The 15,424-nt window shown below is 38.2% G+C and carries 17 protein-coding genes and 1 tRNA gene; 14 read left to right on the plus strand and 4 right to left on the minus strand.

The features are described from left to right. Positions 1–253 precede the first annotated feature (253 nt). The 10 genes from LEP1GSC195_RS14890 to LEP1GSC195_RS14935 all read left to right on the plus strand — a co-directional run bounded on the left by LEP1GSC195_RS14890 (position 254) and on the right by LEP1GSC195_RS14935 (position 9,247). The gene (locus LEP1GSC195_RS14890) at positions 254–862 is read left to right on the plus strand and encodes a beta-class carbonic anhydrase (RefSeq protein WP_015681353.1); all 609 of its coding nucleotides are present in this window, start codon (positions 254–256) and stop codon (positions 860–862) included. A gap of 390 nt (positions 863–1,252) precedes the next feature. Continuing rightward, positions 1,253–1,606, plus strand: coding sequence for an ArsR/SmtB family transcription factor (locus LEP1GSC195_RS14895; protein ID WP_040506808.1), 354 nt, complete (start codon positions 1,253–1,255; stop codon positions 1,604–1,606). Between the two features lies 1 nt (position 1,607). After that, the gene (locus LEP1GSC195_RS14900) at positions 1,608–2,585 is read left to right on the plus strand and encodes an SRPBCC family protein (protein WP_015682704.1); all 978 of its coding nucleotides are present in this window, start codon (positions 1,608–1,610) and stop codon (positions 2,583–2,585) included. Between the two features lie 77 nt (positions 2,586–2,662). Further along, the gene (locus tag LEP1GSC195_RS14905) at positions 2,663–3,043 is read left to right on the plus strand and encodes a hypothetical protein (RefSeq protein WP_015681145.1); all 381 of its coding nucleotides are present in this window, start codon (positions 2,663–2,665) and stop codon (positions 3,041–3,043) included. Next, positions 3,040–4,431 (plus strand): MATE family efflux transporter, encoded by a 1,392-nt coding sequence (locus LEP1GSC195_RS14910; protein ID WP_015682025.1) that lies wholly within the window; start codon positions 3,040–3,042, stop codon positions 4,429–4,431. Before LEP1GSC195_RS14905 ends, LEP1GSC195_RS14910 begins: the two co-directional genes overlap by 4 nt. A gap of 13 nt (positions 4,432–4,444) precedes the next feature. After that, positions 4,445–4,867, plus strand: a complete 423-nt coding sequence (locus tag LEP1GSC195_RS14915) for an iron chaperone (RefSeq protein WP_015682389.1) — start codon at positions 4,445–4,447, stop codon at positions 4,865–4,867. Between the two features lie 126 nt (positions 4,868–4,993). Further along, positions 4,994–5,740, plus strand: a complete 747-nt coding sequence (locus LEP1GSC195_RS14920) for a helix-turn-helix transcriptional regulator (RefSeq protein ID WP_040507180.1) — start codon at positions 4,994–4,996, stop codon at positions 5,738–5,740. 84 nt (positions 5,741–5,824) lie between these two features. Then, complete coding sequence (locus tag LEP1GSC195_RS14925; protein ID WP_015681618.1) at positions 5,825–6,712, plus strand: M24 family metallopeptidase; 888 nt, start codon at positions 5,825–5,827, stop codon at positions 6,710–6,712. After that, a complete protein-coding gene (locus LEP1GSC195_RS14930) occupies positions 6,709–7,944 on the plus strand; it encodes an SMP-30/gluconolactonase/LRE family protein (RefSeq protein ID WP_015681968.1) in 1,236 nt (411 codons plus the stop codon). Before LEP1GSC195_RS14925 ends, LEP1GSC195_RS14930 begins: the two co-directional genes overlap by 4 nt. A 4-nt stretch (positions 7,945–7,948) precedes the next feature. Next, the gene (locus LEP1GSC195_RS14935) at positions 7,949–9,247 is read left to right on the plus strand and encodes an SMP-30/gluconolactonase/LRE family protein (protein ID WP_015682508.1); all 1,299 of its coding nucleotides are present in this window, start codon (positions 7,949–7,951) and stop codon (positions 9,245–9,247) included. Positions 9,248–9,967: 720 nt separating this feature from the next. Here the strand turns inward: LEP1GSC195_RS14935 and LEP1GSC195_RS14940 are convergent. Then, positions 9,968–10,038 (minus strand) — tRNA-Gly (locus LEP1GSC195_RS14940). Positions 10,039–10,121: 83 nt separating this feature from the next. Here LEP1GSC195_RS14940 and LEP1GSC195_RS14945 point away from each other — a divergent pair. Beyond that, entirely contained in the window at positions 10,122–11,627 is a 1,506-nt protein-coding gene (locus LEP1GSC195_RS14945) for a carboxypeptidase M32 (RefSeq protein WP_015681717.1), read from the plus strand. Positions 11,628–11,661: 34 nt separating this feature from the next. Beyond that, positions 11,662–11,988, plus strand: coding sequence for a hypothetical protein (locus tag LEP1GSC195_RS14950; protein WP_015682270.1), 327 nt, complete (start codon positions 11,662–11,664; stop codon positions 11,986–11,988). Here LEP1GSC195_RS14950 and LEP1GSC195_RS14955 read toward each other — a convergent pair. Beyond that, positions 11,964–12,392: a DUF423 domain-containing protein gene (locus LEP1GSC195_RS14955; protein ID WP_015681186.1), complete on the minus strand. Its 429-nt coding sequence runs from the start codon at positions 12,390–12,392 to the stop codon at positions 11,964–11,966. The genes LEP1GSC195_RS14950 and LEP1GSC195_RS14955 overlap by 25 nt on opposite strands. Before the next feature lie 21 nt (positions 12,393–12,413). On the opposite strand from LEP1GSC195_RS14955, the gene LEP1GSC195_RS14960 reads away from it, so the two are divergent. Further along, positions 12,414–12,749: a hypothetical protein gene (locus LEP1GSC195_RS14960; RefSeq protein WP_015682807.1), complete on the plus strand. Its 336-nt coding sequence runs from the start codon at positions 12,414–12,416 to the stop codon at positions 12,747–12,749. A gap of 32 nt (positions 12,750–12,781) precedes the next feature. Here LEP1GSC195_RS14960 and LEP1GSC195_RS14965 read toward each other — a convergent pair whose 3' ends face one another. Together LEP1GSC195_RS14965 and LEP1GSC195_RS14970 are read right to left on the minus strand one after the other, a co-directional pair. Continuing rightward, the gene (locus LEP1GSC195_RS14965; RefSeq protein ID WP_015682161.1) at positions 12,782–13,540 is read right to left on the minus strand and encodes a hypothetical protein; all 759 of its coding nucleotides are present in this window, start codon (positions 13,538–13,540) and stop codon (positions 12,782–12,784) included. Then, positions 13,537–14,436 (minus strand): CPBP family intramembrane glutamic endopeptidase, encoded by a 900-nt coding sequence (locus tag LEP1GSC195_RS14970; protein WP_015681785.1) that lies wholly within the window; start codon positions 14,434–14,436, stop codon positions 13,537–13,539. Before LEP1GSC195_RS14970 ends, LEP1GSC195_RS14965 begins: the two co-directional genes overlap by 4 nt. 78 nt (positions 14,437–14,514) lie before the next feature. On the opposite strand from LEP1GSC195_RS14970, the gene LEP1GSC195_RS14975 reads away from it, so the two are divergent. Continuing rightward, positions 14,515–15,417 (plus strand): LysM peptidoglycan-binding domain-containing M23 family metallopeptidase, encoded by a 903-nt coding sequence (locus tag LEP1GSC195_RS14975; protein WP_040506811.1) that lies wholly within the window; start codon positions 14,515–14,517, stop codon positions 15,415–15,417. Positions 15,418–15,424: the final 7 nt, after the last annotated feature.

The following is a 15,424-nucleotide window of genomic DNA, read 5'->3' on the forward strand; positions in this document are numbered from 1 at the left end:
AACTCTATTAAACTAAGGATTCTTTAGTGGCCTTGACCGGGCTACTTCAGGGTCCGCATTCGCTCCCGTCACCTTCCATCTAACGATGGCAGGTGACCAAGCCTTCCGTATCCCTGGCGCAGCAATCTCATCCTAAAAAGAACCTCCAATCCCTTGCCCATTTGTTAAATGCAATGAGCAGATTTAGCTGGGAAATCTTTCTTAAGAAAATACTCTTCTTGTGCATTCCGCTATATTGGACTAAATTTCCACTATGTCAAACACACTCATACAACAAGAAACAAGCAAAGTTCATAAAGAAGTCCTCGGTGCGAACGAAAAGTACGTATCAGAATTTGGAAAAAAAGGGGAATTGGCACTTCCTCCTGCGAGAAGTTTTACCATCCTTACCTGTATGGATGCAAGATTGGATCCTGCCAAGTATGCAGGCCTTGCGGAAGGTGATACCCATGTCATCCGCAACGCTGGGGGGCGTGCTAGTGATGACGCCATTCGATCCCTGGTAATTTCTTATAAACTTCTCGGTACTAAAGAATTTTTTGTCATCCACCACTCGGATTGTGGGATGCAATTGTTTACAGACCCGATCATCCGTAACCTGCTTTCCAAAAGTTTAAAAACAGCTACCATCGATTCCAATGGATGGCGCAACTTAGAAGAGTCTGGTGGTTCGGAGGAAGCTAAGTTCATTCCCTTTTTAACCTTCGAAAATTTGGAACAAAGTGTAATCGATGATGTGAAAAGAATTCGAAACCACCCCCTGATCCCTAAAGACATTCCTGTCTATGGATATTATTACGATGTGAAAACAGGGAAATTGGTAGAAGTAGTGGAGGCCACAAAGATAGGAAGAGCCTCCTAATAACTAAATTCTAGTCCAACAATATACGAATCTCCTTTTTGATCCCATCTAACAAATGTTGGCTGGGATCTTTCGATTTCCTAAAACTCAATAGTATCCTATAAAAATCTAACTTTTTTATCTGAACAAATTCCTCCAAATTTGGGCAGGTAATATCACATTAAAATATGAACTTATCAGAAATAAATTGCCGATTTTTGCGATTTGGGTTTCTGAAATTTGGAGATTGTGATAGAAGGAAGGCATTGGGTGGCGGGTCTAGTTCCCCTCCCTAATCGGGCGGGGATATTAATATCCAACCTGTACCGACGTTAACCCATTAAACCACCCCAAATCCCCTTGACAGTAAATGGAGGGTCCTTTAATTTAACCAAATGGTTAATTATCTATATGGTTAAATTAAAGGACCCTGAAGAAACGCTAAATGCTACATTCCAGGCCTTGGCAGATCCAACACGCCGGCAGATCTTGATGCAACTAGTTTCTGGGGAAGCAACCGTCCTCCAATTGGCCGAACCGTTTGAGATGAGCCTTCCTGGAATTTCCAAACACCTAAAAGTTTTGGAAAAGGCTGGGCTCATCGAAAAAGGCAAAACAGCACAATTTCGGCCCTGTCGTTTAAAGGTAGAGGCACTGCAAGAAGCCAACCAATGGTTGGAACAATACAAACGGTTATGGGAAGAGCGATTGGATCGTTTGGATGCATACTTACTAGAGTTACAAAAATCAAAAGGAAAAAATTAATATGTTTAAATCAGATGTAGTTCTAACATTAGAAGAGAAAATTGTTCGCATTGAACGTTTGTTTGATGCTCCTGTCCAACTTGTTTGGGAAGTTTGGACAAACCCTGTACATATAGAAAAATGGTGGGGACCTAAAGGATTTACAAACCCAACAGTCGAATTTGATTTCAAAGTCGGTGGATCTTATCGAATTGTGATGAGATCCCCTGAAGGAGTGGATTATCCAGTCAAAGGAAAGTTTTTAGAAATCACTCCATTCCAAAGTTTTGTGATTAGTGATTTAGTTGATGAACATCCTGATGAATGGGTAAGGGATGTTCAAAAAATGGCAGGAGTCACTGGCGATCGAGATATTTTAAATTCAAAATTAAGAGTTCTCTTCGAAGAGGCAGAGGGAAAAACAAAAGTGACTCTCTTTACTGAATTTGCGAGCAATCAAATTCGGGACGGATTTGCAAGTTCAGGTATGAAAGAAGGTTGGTCAGACAGTTTTGAAAAGTTAGAAACAAACGCATTACCTAATCCGAATCAAATCAGCTTAGAAAAGAAATTAAATCATCCTCAAGAGTTAGTTTTTAATGCACTTTCAAACCCACTAACAATTGATACCTGGTGGGGTCCGAGTGGATTTAAAACGACAACCCAAACTATGGATTTTAAAGTAGGTGGGAAATGGATTTTTACTATGCTTGGACCAGATGGAAAAGTTTGGCCAAACACGATCAAATATAAAGAAATTAGAAAATTTGATTACTTAGAATATCTACATGGATCCGGAGAAGAAAATAAAAATGATGATTTTTTAGTGAACGTATATCTAATTGCCCTCGATAAGAACCAAACATTAATTAAAATGCAACTGACTTTTCCTGATACAAACGTTCGAAATGCGGTGATTGGCTTTGGAGCCATTGAAAGTGGCCAACAAACACTTTCGAAACTCAATCAATATTTGGAGCACCAAAATGAATCTACATAAAATTAAACCATTTCTATAGTTTAAAGAAAAATCATTATAGCTGATCTAGAGAAAGCAGCCAAAGGAAATTAATAAACATGTTAAAAAGCATCATTGCCATCTTCGTTGGATTAATTTCCAACGTAATTCTATCCATCTTATTTGATACAATACTCAAAGTATTGAATATTCTCCCTTATGACCATATGTTTGTGGCAACACCAATAGTTTTGTTTGTGTTAGGTTATAGAATCATTTTCAGCATATTGGGATGTTATTTAACAGCAAGATTAGCGCCTCAAAATCCAATGAAACATGCATATATTTTGGGTGGAATAGGTTTGGTATTGGGAATTACTGGGGTCATCCTGGCGGGACATTTAGGTCCGTGGTGGTATTCTTGGTCTTTAGTCATACTCACCCCACTGATTGCTTATATAGGTGGTAAACTCTATGTATCTACGGAAAAATCCAAATGACAAGTGCTAGCTTATGGAATGATTTAAAGAAAGCTCTTGCTGGTTCTGAAGAAGATTATACCGAAGTTAGCATTAGAAAAGCAGTGTTTCTATTATCTGTTCCGATGGTTTTGGAACTTGTATTAGAATCAGTATTTGCGGTTGTGGATATTTATTTTGTTGGTGCCTTGGGAGCTTCTGCCATTGCAACAGTGGGTCTAACAGAAACTTATTTATTTCTTTTATATTCTGTAGCGATGGGTCTATCTTTTTCTGTCACAGCCATTGTTGCGAGAAGGATCGGGGAAAAAGAAAAAGATAAAGCAGGTGTTGCAGCAATCCAGTCCATTTGGATTGCTATCCTCGCATCAATTCCTTTTGCTATCGCAGGAATATTCTTTTCGAAAGAGCTTCTCACTCTCATGGGTGGAGATGAATGGGTGCTAACAGAAGGTTATCACTATATGCAATGGATGTTAGGTGGAAACATCGTAATCATTCTACTTTTTCTAATCAATGCGGTCTTTCGTGGTGCGGGTGATGCAGCAATATCCATGAAAGTCCTTTGGGTTTCAAATGGATTGAATATTATTTTAGATCCCATTTTTATCTTTGGATGGGGACCTATTCCTGCTTTTGGAATTACAGGTGCGGCCATTGCAACAAACCTTGGTCGAGGAATAGGAGTTTTATTTCAGTTATGGTTATTATTTCAAGGTGGCAAACATATTAAAATCCTCAAAACCCATCTGAAAGTAGAATGGGAAACCATTCGTGGCATTTTAAAAACTTCACTTGGTGGAATTGGTCAGATGCTAGTTGGTATGACTTCTTGGATTTTTATTATGAGAATCCTTTCCGAATTCGGAAGCCAAACGGTTGCCGGAGCCACCATCGCACTTAGAACTATGATGTTTACCTTGATGCCTTCTTGGGGTATGTCTAATGCCGTGGCAACCTTAGTCGGTCAAAACTTAGGAGCTGGAAAACCCGAACGAGCAGAACAATCTGTATGGTTCACTGGATTCTATAACATGGGTTATTTGATTCTTGTTTCTATCATCTATTTCTTCTGGAGCGAAAATCTAATTTCAATTTTCACAGAAGATCCGGAAGTCATTAAAATCGGTGGAAAATGGTTACAAATTGTATCTTTTTCCTATTTCATTTACGCTTGGTGGATGGCCGCAGGACAGGCATTTAACGGTGCTGGTGATACAATCACACCAACAAAAATCAATGTAGTCTTCTTCTGGTTAATCCAAATTCCTCTCGCTTATATTTTGGGCAAACACTTGGCTTATGGACCAACGGGAGTTTTTTGGGCGATTATGATTTCCGAATCTTCTGTCGGTGTTTTTACTCTCTGGTTATTCACGAAAGGAAATTGGAAAAAAACCAAGGTATAAAAGATATTTAGCTATGAAATCTAAAATTGCGAAATCAATCGATGAATATATAGATAACTATCCTAAAGAAGTACAACAGATCCTTCAAAAGATTCGAAGTACAATCCAAAAGGAAGTTCCAGAGGCAACGGAAGCCATTAGTTATGCGATGCCAACATTTGTGTTAAATGGAAATTTAGTACATTTTGCTGCATATGCAAAACATATAGGGTTTTATGCGCTTCCTTCTGGAAACCTTGCGTTCCAAAAAGAGATTTCAAAATATAAATTTGGTAAGGGTTCCATTCAATTTCCTTTAAATGAACCAATCCCCTATGATTTAATCAAAAAAATTGTGAAGTTTCGAGTTAACGAAAATTTAAAAAAACCAAAGAAAAAGATTCAAAAAAAAAAATCTCCAGCCCCAAAAAAGAAATCTAAGCCAAATCATGGATGAAGAGTTCTTAATTCTTCGGTGTTATTATTTTCTATTTTAACTGTTCATCTGTTCTATATTTCAGAGAAAGGAAGATAGATGGAGTTTGAAACAAAAAGTATCCTTTATTTATGGAATAGTCGAGTGATGTTTGCAACTAACAGTATGCAGACAGATTTTCACTCGCATTATGCTGCAACACTTGCCATTTCCTTAGAAAAAAATATCACCATCGAAACTGACTTAGGCAAAGAAGATTACAGAGTTGCTTTAGTAGGTCCCAATACATATCATAGAACTATTTCGCCTGGGGTGGAAATGGTAGCTCTACTCATTGACCCGGAAACTTATGAGTTTGGATCCATATCTAATTCTATTTCTTCTGGTGAAGTGAAAAGATTAGACATTCAAAATTTTTTACCTTTAATTGATACTCTTTGGTCATTGTATTACGGCGATCTAAGTGATGAAGAAGCAACCCAATTACAATTAAATTTACTACGCACAGTATATCCCTTCGATACATTAAAAACTATCATAGATCCAAGAATTCAAAAGATTGCAAAAAGAATCCGAATGGAAGTTCCGAATAGCATTCGAATGAAAGAAATTGGCAAAGATTTTTCTATTTCAGAAGATCGATTGATTCGCCTATTTAAAGAAAATCTTGGAATTCCGCTGCGAAGGTATTTGTTATGGGTTCGAATTCTGCGTGCAGTAAAAGAATTGAAGGCAGGTAATAATCTTACAGATGCAGCTCATGCCGCGGGTTTTTCTGATTCGGCTCATTTTTCCAGAACTTTTAAAGAAAACTTTGGATTTATACCATCTTTATTTTTCGGTCATCTCAAAACAGCAGAAGTCCGGTTCTGTGATTCTGATGAAAACCATTAATAAATCGTAAAAATACCGGAATCATTCAAGCACGGATGATTATAATTTGTTATTCTCTTTCTCTACCAAGGAAAAGAGAAACCTATGCCCTTAACACAAGAAAGAGGATTGTTATCTAAATTATCCTCGAAGTTTTCAAAATTCAAATCTGAATCGATCAAAATTCCCACTCTCGAAGAGAAATCAGGTTTTTTAAAAGCACAAAGACTGGCATATGATTGTGTTACGACCATTGAAAAGGAAATGAAACCTGGTTGGACAGAAAAACAAACTGCCAAACGTATGGATGAGTATTTACGTGATCATGGTGTGAAAGTGTTTCTACATAGACCATTTGCTTGGTTTGGTGAACATGCAAGGTTTGATGGATACAAACGTTTCACTCAATTCCATCCTGGTAAAAAACAGTTAATCGAAGAAGAATCATTTATATTAGATGTATCTCCCGTTGTAGATGGTTACATAGGTGATATTGGTTATTCTTCCTCTTTAATCAAAAACTCCGAACTCGATAAAGGAATGGAATACCTATTACATCTTCGAGAAGAAATTCCTAAATATTTTAGTTCTGCGATGACTTCATCAGAGATTTGGTGGAAAATTGATTCGGAAGCAAAAAAATCTGGCTTCGACAATGTACACGCATTGTATCCCTTTGCCGTTCTTGGACACCGAGTGTATAAGGTAAATCTTCCAAACATTTCCTTTCCCTTATTACCAATAAGCTTTGCCAGTTGGTTCAGTTTGCAGGGTTCTTATGAATTTTTATCCCACAAAGTTTTGCCTGAATTATTAACTCCAGATCATGAAGGGAATAAAGTTGGATTGTGGGCGATCGAACCGCATTTAGGTAAAGGAAAAACTGGATTTAAGTTCGAAGAGATCTTGGTAGTGGAGGAAAACAAAGCTTACTGGTTAGACGATGATGTTCCCCATGTAAGAAAGTATAAAATGACCAAGGAATCAAAATGAAAACTAAAAAATATCAATATATAGTTTTAATCTCTTTATTCTCAGTTAGTTGTAGTACTGGTAATATTAAAATTGGAAAGGCTTACAAACTGGGTAAAGTTCCGGATTCTATTCTCGAAGCAAGTAAACCAGATCCATTTTTAACCAATCTAACTGTCAATATACAGGAGTTACCTGGTCACGACGATCTCATCTTTGACAACAAAAATCAAATTGGATTTGCTTCTGGAATGGATGGTTGGATCTGGAAATTGGATTTGAAATCAAATTCAGCAACTGCTTGGGTAAAACCTCCGGTAAATCCTGCCGGATTACAATTTGCAAACAAAAAGAATGAATCCATATTAGTTTGTGCTTCTAGACTGGGAGGCGTAACTTATGACGATACACAAAAAGTTGGCTTGTATGAAGTAAACATCAAATCAAAATCAATTATTCCTCTAGTATTAACATTACCTAAAACAGAAAATTCCGACTTTGAAACTGTATATCCTGAATCCAAACGACCTAACTTTGCTTTAAAAAGTCTTAACGAAACAAATTCTAGAGCCTTTTCTTTATGTAATGATCTTGCTGTTTCCGAAGATGGAAATAGAATCTATATCTCCGAACCATTTGAAAGGTCTGATGCAGCTATGGGAAGTGGTGCTGTACCAGAGGCGATTGGACTCTACCCTCATGGCAAACTTTGGATGTTTGATAGAAAACAAAATACAATCTCTCTTGTCATGAGTGGATTTACTTTTGTGGATGGAATCATCATAGCGGACCATTCCCAATCTAAAGAAGAATCAGTAATTATCACCGAGACTACAAAGTTTAGAATCATCAAAGCAAACATCAGCGGAAAAAAAGAAGGCACATCAGAGGTTTTATTTGAAAACCTTCCTGGTCTTGCCGATGGATTGGAAAAGGATCCTAAAGGAAGGATTTGGGTTGGTATCATCAAACCACGTTCTGGTCTTGTGAACTTCATCCATAACAATCCATGGCTCAAACCATTTCTTTTATCCCTTCCACAACGAATCCTTCCGATTGCAAAAAAAACAGGAATTCTTGTTCTCGATTCCTCTGGAAAAAAAGCCATTTACTACTCGATGCATGATGGATCTAAAATTAAAGACATTTCTGTTGCCGTTCCAAACTTAGATTCTGTGTATTTTCCTTCTTTTGATACTTCATCTCGAGGGTTATATTCAATACCAATCGTTAGTCTTAAATTAGGTGAATGATTCAATGAAAATAAACCTCATCCAAAAAACGTTCCAGGCTCATAAGAAATTTTTTTCACTTCCAGCCATTAGTCTAATTTTGATTTTAATTTCTTGTCGAACACCGGAAGAATATTTCAAAAACCAAATCAAAGAGCCGGTAGACCTTCCTTACAATCCTTCATTTGAGTCTGTAAAATCGGATGGAGATCCTATCAAACAAAATGTAACTATCAGTGGATCTGTTTTACCTGCTCAAGATGAGATCCTTCTGCAAGAAGATTTGGGAAGAGCCTTCGTAGCTTCGATTGATGGTTGGATTTGGAAAGTAGATCTAAGCAGCAATAAAGCAGAACCATTTGTAAAAACTCCGCTTTTGCCTGGAGGAATGGTCTTTCATCCTAAAAATAGCGACATCATCTTTATGTGTTTAGCACGGGGAAAACAACATACTACAGACCTTGTTGATGGGCCTGGGATTTATGAATTAACCATTTCAACAAAACAATTACGTAAGATCGGAACTCGTGTTCCTATTGTAGATAAAACTAAAGAACCGTCAGACAACCAGATTGGTATTTTTTTTCCAAAGAACAAAGAAATAAAAATCCCACTCTCCGAACTTAATAATACTAACAGTCGCAATGTGGAAAAGGCAGATGACTTGGCAATTAGTAAGGATGGTGAACGAATTTATTTTACAGAACCATACGATCATCCAAACTCAATTCTTGGAGTGAGTTCCCAATCAAAACAGGAAGTACTGACATTAGGACGTAATGGTCATCTTTGGAAATATGATTTAAAAGATAATACAGCAAGCCTAATAGCGCACAAATACACATATTTAGATGGAATTCTTTTGGAATATACGCAGGGAGAAACAGAATCATCCATCCTTCTCAATGAATTATCAAAATCCCGCCTTATTCGATTACACCTAACGGGAGATAAAGAAGGAAAAGATGAGATTGTGATCGAAGGGCTTCCTGGGTTTCCCGATGGTATGGATAGGGATGCTGCCGGTCGCATTTGGATCGCTATCCCAGTAGCAAGATCCAAACTGGTTACTTGGTTACACAAACATCCATTTTGGAAACGCCTTGCCCTCTATATACCAGAAAGCCTCCAACCTGTTTCTAAAAAAACAGGAATCCTTGCACTTTCACCTAATGGATCTAAGTTGATATATTACTCTCTACATGATGGTAGTTTATTCTCTTATATCATTGTCGTTGTTCCAGGAAAGGAAAAATTGTATCTGGCCGTGTATCAGGACGGCTTCAAAGGATTCGTCACAATGCCTTATCCTAACAATCTTTAGTTGAAAAATTTGGGCGCCTCGCAATCTATTCATTAGTCGGATAATATATGTGAGGCGATCCCGCTCTCCGTTCCAATCTTTCCCTTCGGGAAAGGATTTCCACTACGATCGGTGGCGCAAAGAGGATCTCCATCCAAACAGAAGCTGATTCAACCGAGAACTAAGAGAAATATGAACTTTTTGGAACTAAATTTTTTAAGATTTCGAAAAGGAATATTCTGATCGGGAAGATTGTGGTATTTAGAAACCATTGGGAGGCGGGTCTAGTTCCCCACCCTCAAATCGGGCGGGGATACGAATATCCAATTCTGTACCGCACGGGCGAAGGGACTAGCCCTCTCCTCTGTTCGGACATCCTGTCCTTTCGGTGCTCCGAGGCACGGTGTTGCTAAGTCGAAAGCCATTGTGGCTGTTTGCTGTAACAGTCGTTCCCTATGGGTCACTCCTGGTCCAGCTCGCACCCTTCGGATTGATTCTTAGATTAAAATTGGATTTTGGGAAAAGTTTGGAGTCTGTCTTTTGCGGGCGAAGGGGCTCGCCCTCTCCTCTGTTCGGACATCCTGTCCTCACAACGCTCCGAGGCACGGCGTTGCTCGTCGAAAGCCATCGTGGCTTTCTTTCTGAAATAGTCGTTCCCTATGGGTCACTCCTATTTCAGGTCGCACCACTGTTCGAGCCAACTGGATCTTGAATGTTGATTGGTTTTTGAAAAGATTGTCATGCGGGCGAAGGGGCTCGAACCCTCGCCAGAAGCTTGGAAGGCTGCTGTGCTACCGTTACACCACACCCGCGACAGTAAATACATAGTTTTGGCTGGGGGTAACGGGTCAATGATTTTTGGTTCCAGAAAGTGTGGTAGGGAGAAAATGAGACTATGGCTCTGCCCCAAGCACTCGAAAATTACCGAAAACAATATCGTAAAATTAAACTTTTCCAAGACGTTGCCTCCGTCCTCCATTGGGATTCTGAAGTAATGATGCCAGAAGAGGGTCGTGAATACCGATCGGCGCAGATTGCGGCCGTAGCAGAACTCACCCACGACTGGATGACAGACAAATCTTTCTTAAACCAAATCCAATCGGCAAAACAATCCATAAGCGAGCTTCCCGAATCAGAACGATCTCTATGGAATCGCGAATTGGAAGTCCTTATGGAAGAAAAAGAGAAAGCAGACAAATTACCTTCTGAATTTGTTTCGGAATTTGCTAAGGTAACGAACCTGGCTCACGCAGAATGGGCAGAAGCAAAAAAAGCAAAAAACTTCCAATCCTTTGCCAAACGTTTAGAAGAACTTGTCCAACTCTCTAAAAAACAAGCAAATTACTTTGGTTATACGACAGAGCCTTATGATGCATTACTCGATAGTTATGAAAAAGGTGCTAAAGCAAACCAAATTCAAATTTTGTTTTCTGATTTGAAAGAATCTTTGGTTCCCATTGTTGCCACCGCCCCTAAATTCAAAAATCCGTTTCCAAGGCCTATTTCTGTAGAGAAACAAACCAAATTTTGTAATCGATTGCCTGCGCTCCTGGGACTCACAACAAAAGAATCTAGATTGGATACAAGCAATCATCCATTTTCTACAAGTTTGGGACAGGGAGACAAACGAATCACAACGAGATACTCTGAAGCCGATCCACTCTCTTCCATCTTTGGTGTGTTACACGAAACCGGTCACTCTCTATATGAATCTGGACTTTCGGCAATGCCCGATTGGCCAACACCCATTACGGAATTTTTAAGTTTAGGAATCCATGAATCCCAAAGTCGATTGTGGGAAAACCAAGTAGGGCGTTCCTTACCATTCTGGGAGTTTGTTTATCCCATTTTACTTTCTGATTTCGGATTAACAGAGAAAGAACTTCCCTTCCAAGAACTTTACCAATACATCAATAGTACAGAAAAAACAAAAGTGAGAGTCGAAGCTGACCAAGTCACTTACAACCTTCATATCATTCTACGATTTGAAATTGAAAGAGATCTCATCAATGGAAAAATTCAAGTAAAGGATTTACCAGAGATTTGGAATACAAAGATGAAGGAAAGTTTTGGCCTCAAAATTGATAATGATTCAGAAGGTGTATTACAAGACATCCATTGGTCGATGGGAGCGTTTGGTTATTTCCCGACTTATACTCTCGGAAATATTTTTAGTTCACAATTTTTTAAAAAATTTACAGAAGAGTTTCCTGATTCGCATAACAAGTTTTCTGCGAATGGTGATTTCTCTGACCTTTTGGGTTGGTTACGAAAAAATATCCATTCGAAAGGCAAAATTTATGATGTAGATACTTTGATGAAACAAACTACGGGTGAATCCCCCAATGCCAAACATTTGATTTCCTATTTGAATGGAAAAATCAAAGAAGTATCTAAATAACTGTTTTTAGATGATTAAATTTTAAAGGAAATATATGTCAGGATCAGAGCCCGCACTTGAAAAACTAAGCCAATTATCATACTTTGATAATCTTGCATTGTACTATTTATGTATTGAAACACCTCCTCAAACACTTGCTTTGGCGTTTATGCAAATGGATGAAAAAATTGCAGGTTCTATGCTCGGAGTTTTGGATGTACAAAAGAGAAAGTATGTACATGAACTAATGGCATTACAAAAAGATAGCCCGGAAGAGGCTAAAAAAGCCGCCGCCGAAGGGTTGTTACTCATCGCCGACGGATTAATTTCCAGAAATTTAATTAGTAAACAAGGGCATTATTTCTTTGGAACAAAGAGATAAAAGGACCCAACACCCAAACTAATCCAGCCAATTAAAAAACTCACTCCGCCTATGGGAGTGATGGCTCCAAGAATTCGAATTCCCGTAATGGCTAGGGCATACAAACTAAAAGAAAAAATTAGAATTCCTAAAAGGAACATCCAAGTTGCTACTTTTAAATATGTTTTGCTTTTGTTTGGAGATTCTAGAACTAGCGATTGTTGTAATAATAGAAATGCTGCTAATGCTGACAGTGTGTGATAAAAATGATATCGGTTTCCCGTTTCAAAAATTACCATGAGTTCAGGGCTCACAATTTTTTTTAGTCCATGGGCACCGAAAGCTCCGATGGCAACAGCTAAAAAACCGGAAAGGCAAATCAACAGGATTAAAACCGCAGAGGATTGCTTCTTGACAAGATTCATAAACGATACTTCCTATTGCCTATGACTTCAGATACATCCGGAAAGAATACTAAATTTGTTAGAGTTTGGCGACAACTCAATGTGGAGGATGTAAAAAAACAACTACTCTATATCGATGATCTTTATGGAACTTGTGGAAATTGTAAAAAACTAGGACTTAACTATCTAAAGGATAAAAAATGTCCCGATTGCGGAGTCACTTTCAAATATTTAGCAACTAAATTGAGTAAGGTGGCAGATATTGCCAAGATTCTAAGCCGAATCGATAAAGAAGGTTTGGATTTAACCTTAATTGAGAGAGAAGATTTTGAAAGATCCAGTGCCTCAGATGCCGCAAGGGATCTCTTCAAATCATAACAAAATTCTAAATTTCACTGGTCGTGATGGGGCTAGAACTTAAACGACCAACCAAATTGTGCCGTTTTGTTATGCGCTGATGTATCTTCCCAAGCATCAAAGGCACGAACAGCGCGAGAAACAGCTAACGCAGCAAATACGCCGACTGCATTTGGTGATTCCCAAACATTCCCGGGGCCTTTCACGTTGGCCAAATTGTCCCATAAATTCTTTTTCGGTAGGTTTTCTTGGGCATACATATATGCGCCACCTGCCAAAATCAAATCAAATAATAGATAAATACTCATACTGACAAATGTGTCTCGACCAGTAAATAGAGGAGAATTCCAGGAGTTGTAACCAACAGAAGCCATTGGAGAAATTAAATTCAAACCTTGAGACAAAACATGGTACTTTTCTGATAATGGAACTGCTGATTCATGGGGAGGTTTTTGAAGAAATTCCTGTTCCATGATTTGTTTCCACATTCTTTCTTGGCCTCTCCTTGGAGACTCAACACGAATGATGGAATCGGGTGACGTTTTTCCTACTTTTCCCACGTAGATATTAAAGTCATAGGGGTTTTTCCAACGGTTTTTATATCTGTAAACAAACCCTTGCGTTTTATCATCTGCATAAAAATCAGGATCTAGTTTGTTTAGAAGTGCCACCAAACGAAGATTAACGTCTTCTGGGCCACCCAAAATTTCCACTGTCTCACCAGCAAAGAGCGAACCTGCCATACTCGTTGAAAGTAAGACAACAAAACAAATATAAAATAAAAATGAATGGAACCCTTTAGCCGATTTCATGATTGGACTCCAGGAAGTTGAAGGTATGCATTGATTAAACCTAACGAATTGTATGTTGCATGGCAGGCCATAGCTATCCAAATATTTCCAGTTTTAATATAGATATATCCAAAGAACATCCCTACACCGCAAATGATGAATGGAATGGCGATGGATGTTCCTTCACCATAATGGAGCCAACCAAAAAGTAAGGAAACGATGAATAAACCTTCATGGGCAAGATTTTTATCAATAAATGCTTTTAGTAAAAAACCTCTAAAAAAGATTTCTTCGAGGATTCCCGTAATGATTCCGACAACATAAATTCCCCAGGCCAGTAAATATCCATTTCCATGCAGAGCTTCATAAAGTTTTTTCGCAAAAACTCCCGATTCAACTGGAACGGATAATTTTTCTAACAATAAACCGAAGAGAACTACAACAATGAAACAGATAAATCCGTTGGCTATCCCGCGCAGTAAAATAGGGATAGATAGTTCATCTTGAAGGTTAGTGACAGGAATTTGTAATACTTTTTTATAAAGTAGATATCCTAATCCCACATAACATAAGAACCACGGAATCGAATGTCCCAATAGATAATGAGGTTTTTCTGAAAACACCTTATCATAAAACTGAGACAACAGTAAACTTGGATTCTCAGTTATTTCTTTCTGGAATTGTTCTTTGATAGGTGTTACAATTTTTTCGTATTCAGTCAGCATGGTGGCAAAGTCCATTTTACCTTCCCAATATTCTTCATAGAGGGGGAGTAACTGGTCTTCGGGAATTCGATCACCAAGCACCGAATTGTTAACAAACGCTAAAAATATAACGGAATAGAAAAAGGAACATACATAAACGAGACCCAACGAATAGGCGGTGAGCCGAAAGATCTCAAAAAAACGATTCTGCATCTGCCTTACAGTTCCTCAATTTCGGCAAGAATCGTCATCGTTTTTTTGGGAAATGGCCGATATTCAAATTAGAAGATTATGTCTAAAACCGTCGATTTTCTGAAATGGACCCTGTTTCTATGCTGCAGCAGCGGATTCTCGTCACTCATTTCCGGTCCTATTAGTTTGGCGAATTTGGAATATTCCAATCCCTCTCTCAAGAATCTTCGTTCTGAAATCAAAGAAAACTTACGAATCTCTAAATCGGGAGCAAGAAGAGAAGAACTCATCCCCCTCAAATACTACCAATATAAAGTTCGCAAAGAGGATAATTTCTTTAAAATTATGGCTCGGACGGGAATGGACTTGGAGACTCTTTCCTCTGTCAATGAGCTAAGCTCTCCTCATGATTTATCACCAGGTATGATTTTAGAAATTCCCAATATGCGTGGAACCTTTCATCCGGAAGAAACATCAGGCGATGAAAAAACCAAGCAAATGTTAGTTGATAAATATAATATCGATCCAAATAAATTACAATATGATTCAGAACGAGAAAAATGGTTTTTACCTGGAATATCTATGGGAAAATCTGAAAAATCATTTTTCTACGGATTTGGATTTCAATTCCCATTGACTGAAGCTAGAATCTCATCTGGTTTCGGTAAACGATTAGATCCATTCACGAAAAAGGATACCTTTCATGGTGGGATTGATTTGGCCGCCGAACAAGGATCAGACGTTTTCGCCTCTATGGATGGTGAAGTTATTTTTAAAGGTAAACAAGGTGGTTATGGAAATCTAATCATTATAAAACATAGTTTAGGATATGAAACTCGCTACGGACATCTTTTTGATTTTGATGCAAACATAGGTCAGAAAGTAAAAAAGGGACAAAAAATTGGAGAAGTAGGACAAACAGGTAGAGCGACCGGTCCACATTTGCATTTTGAAATTAGAAGAAATTCAAAACGTGAAAGACCTATTTTTCGATCTCATTAAAAAAAGA

The sequence above is a fragment of the Leptospira wolbachii serovar Codice str. CDC genome (assembly GCF_000332515.2).
Taxonomy (GTDB): Bacteria; Spirochaetota; Leptospiria; order Leptospirales; family Leptospiraceae; genus Leptospira_A; species Leptospira_A wolbachii.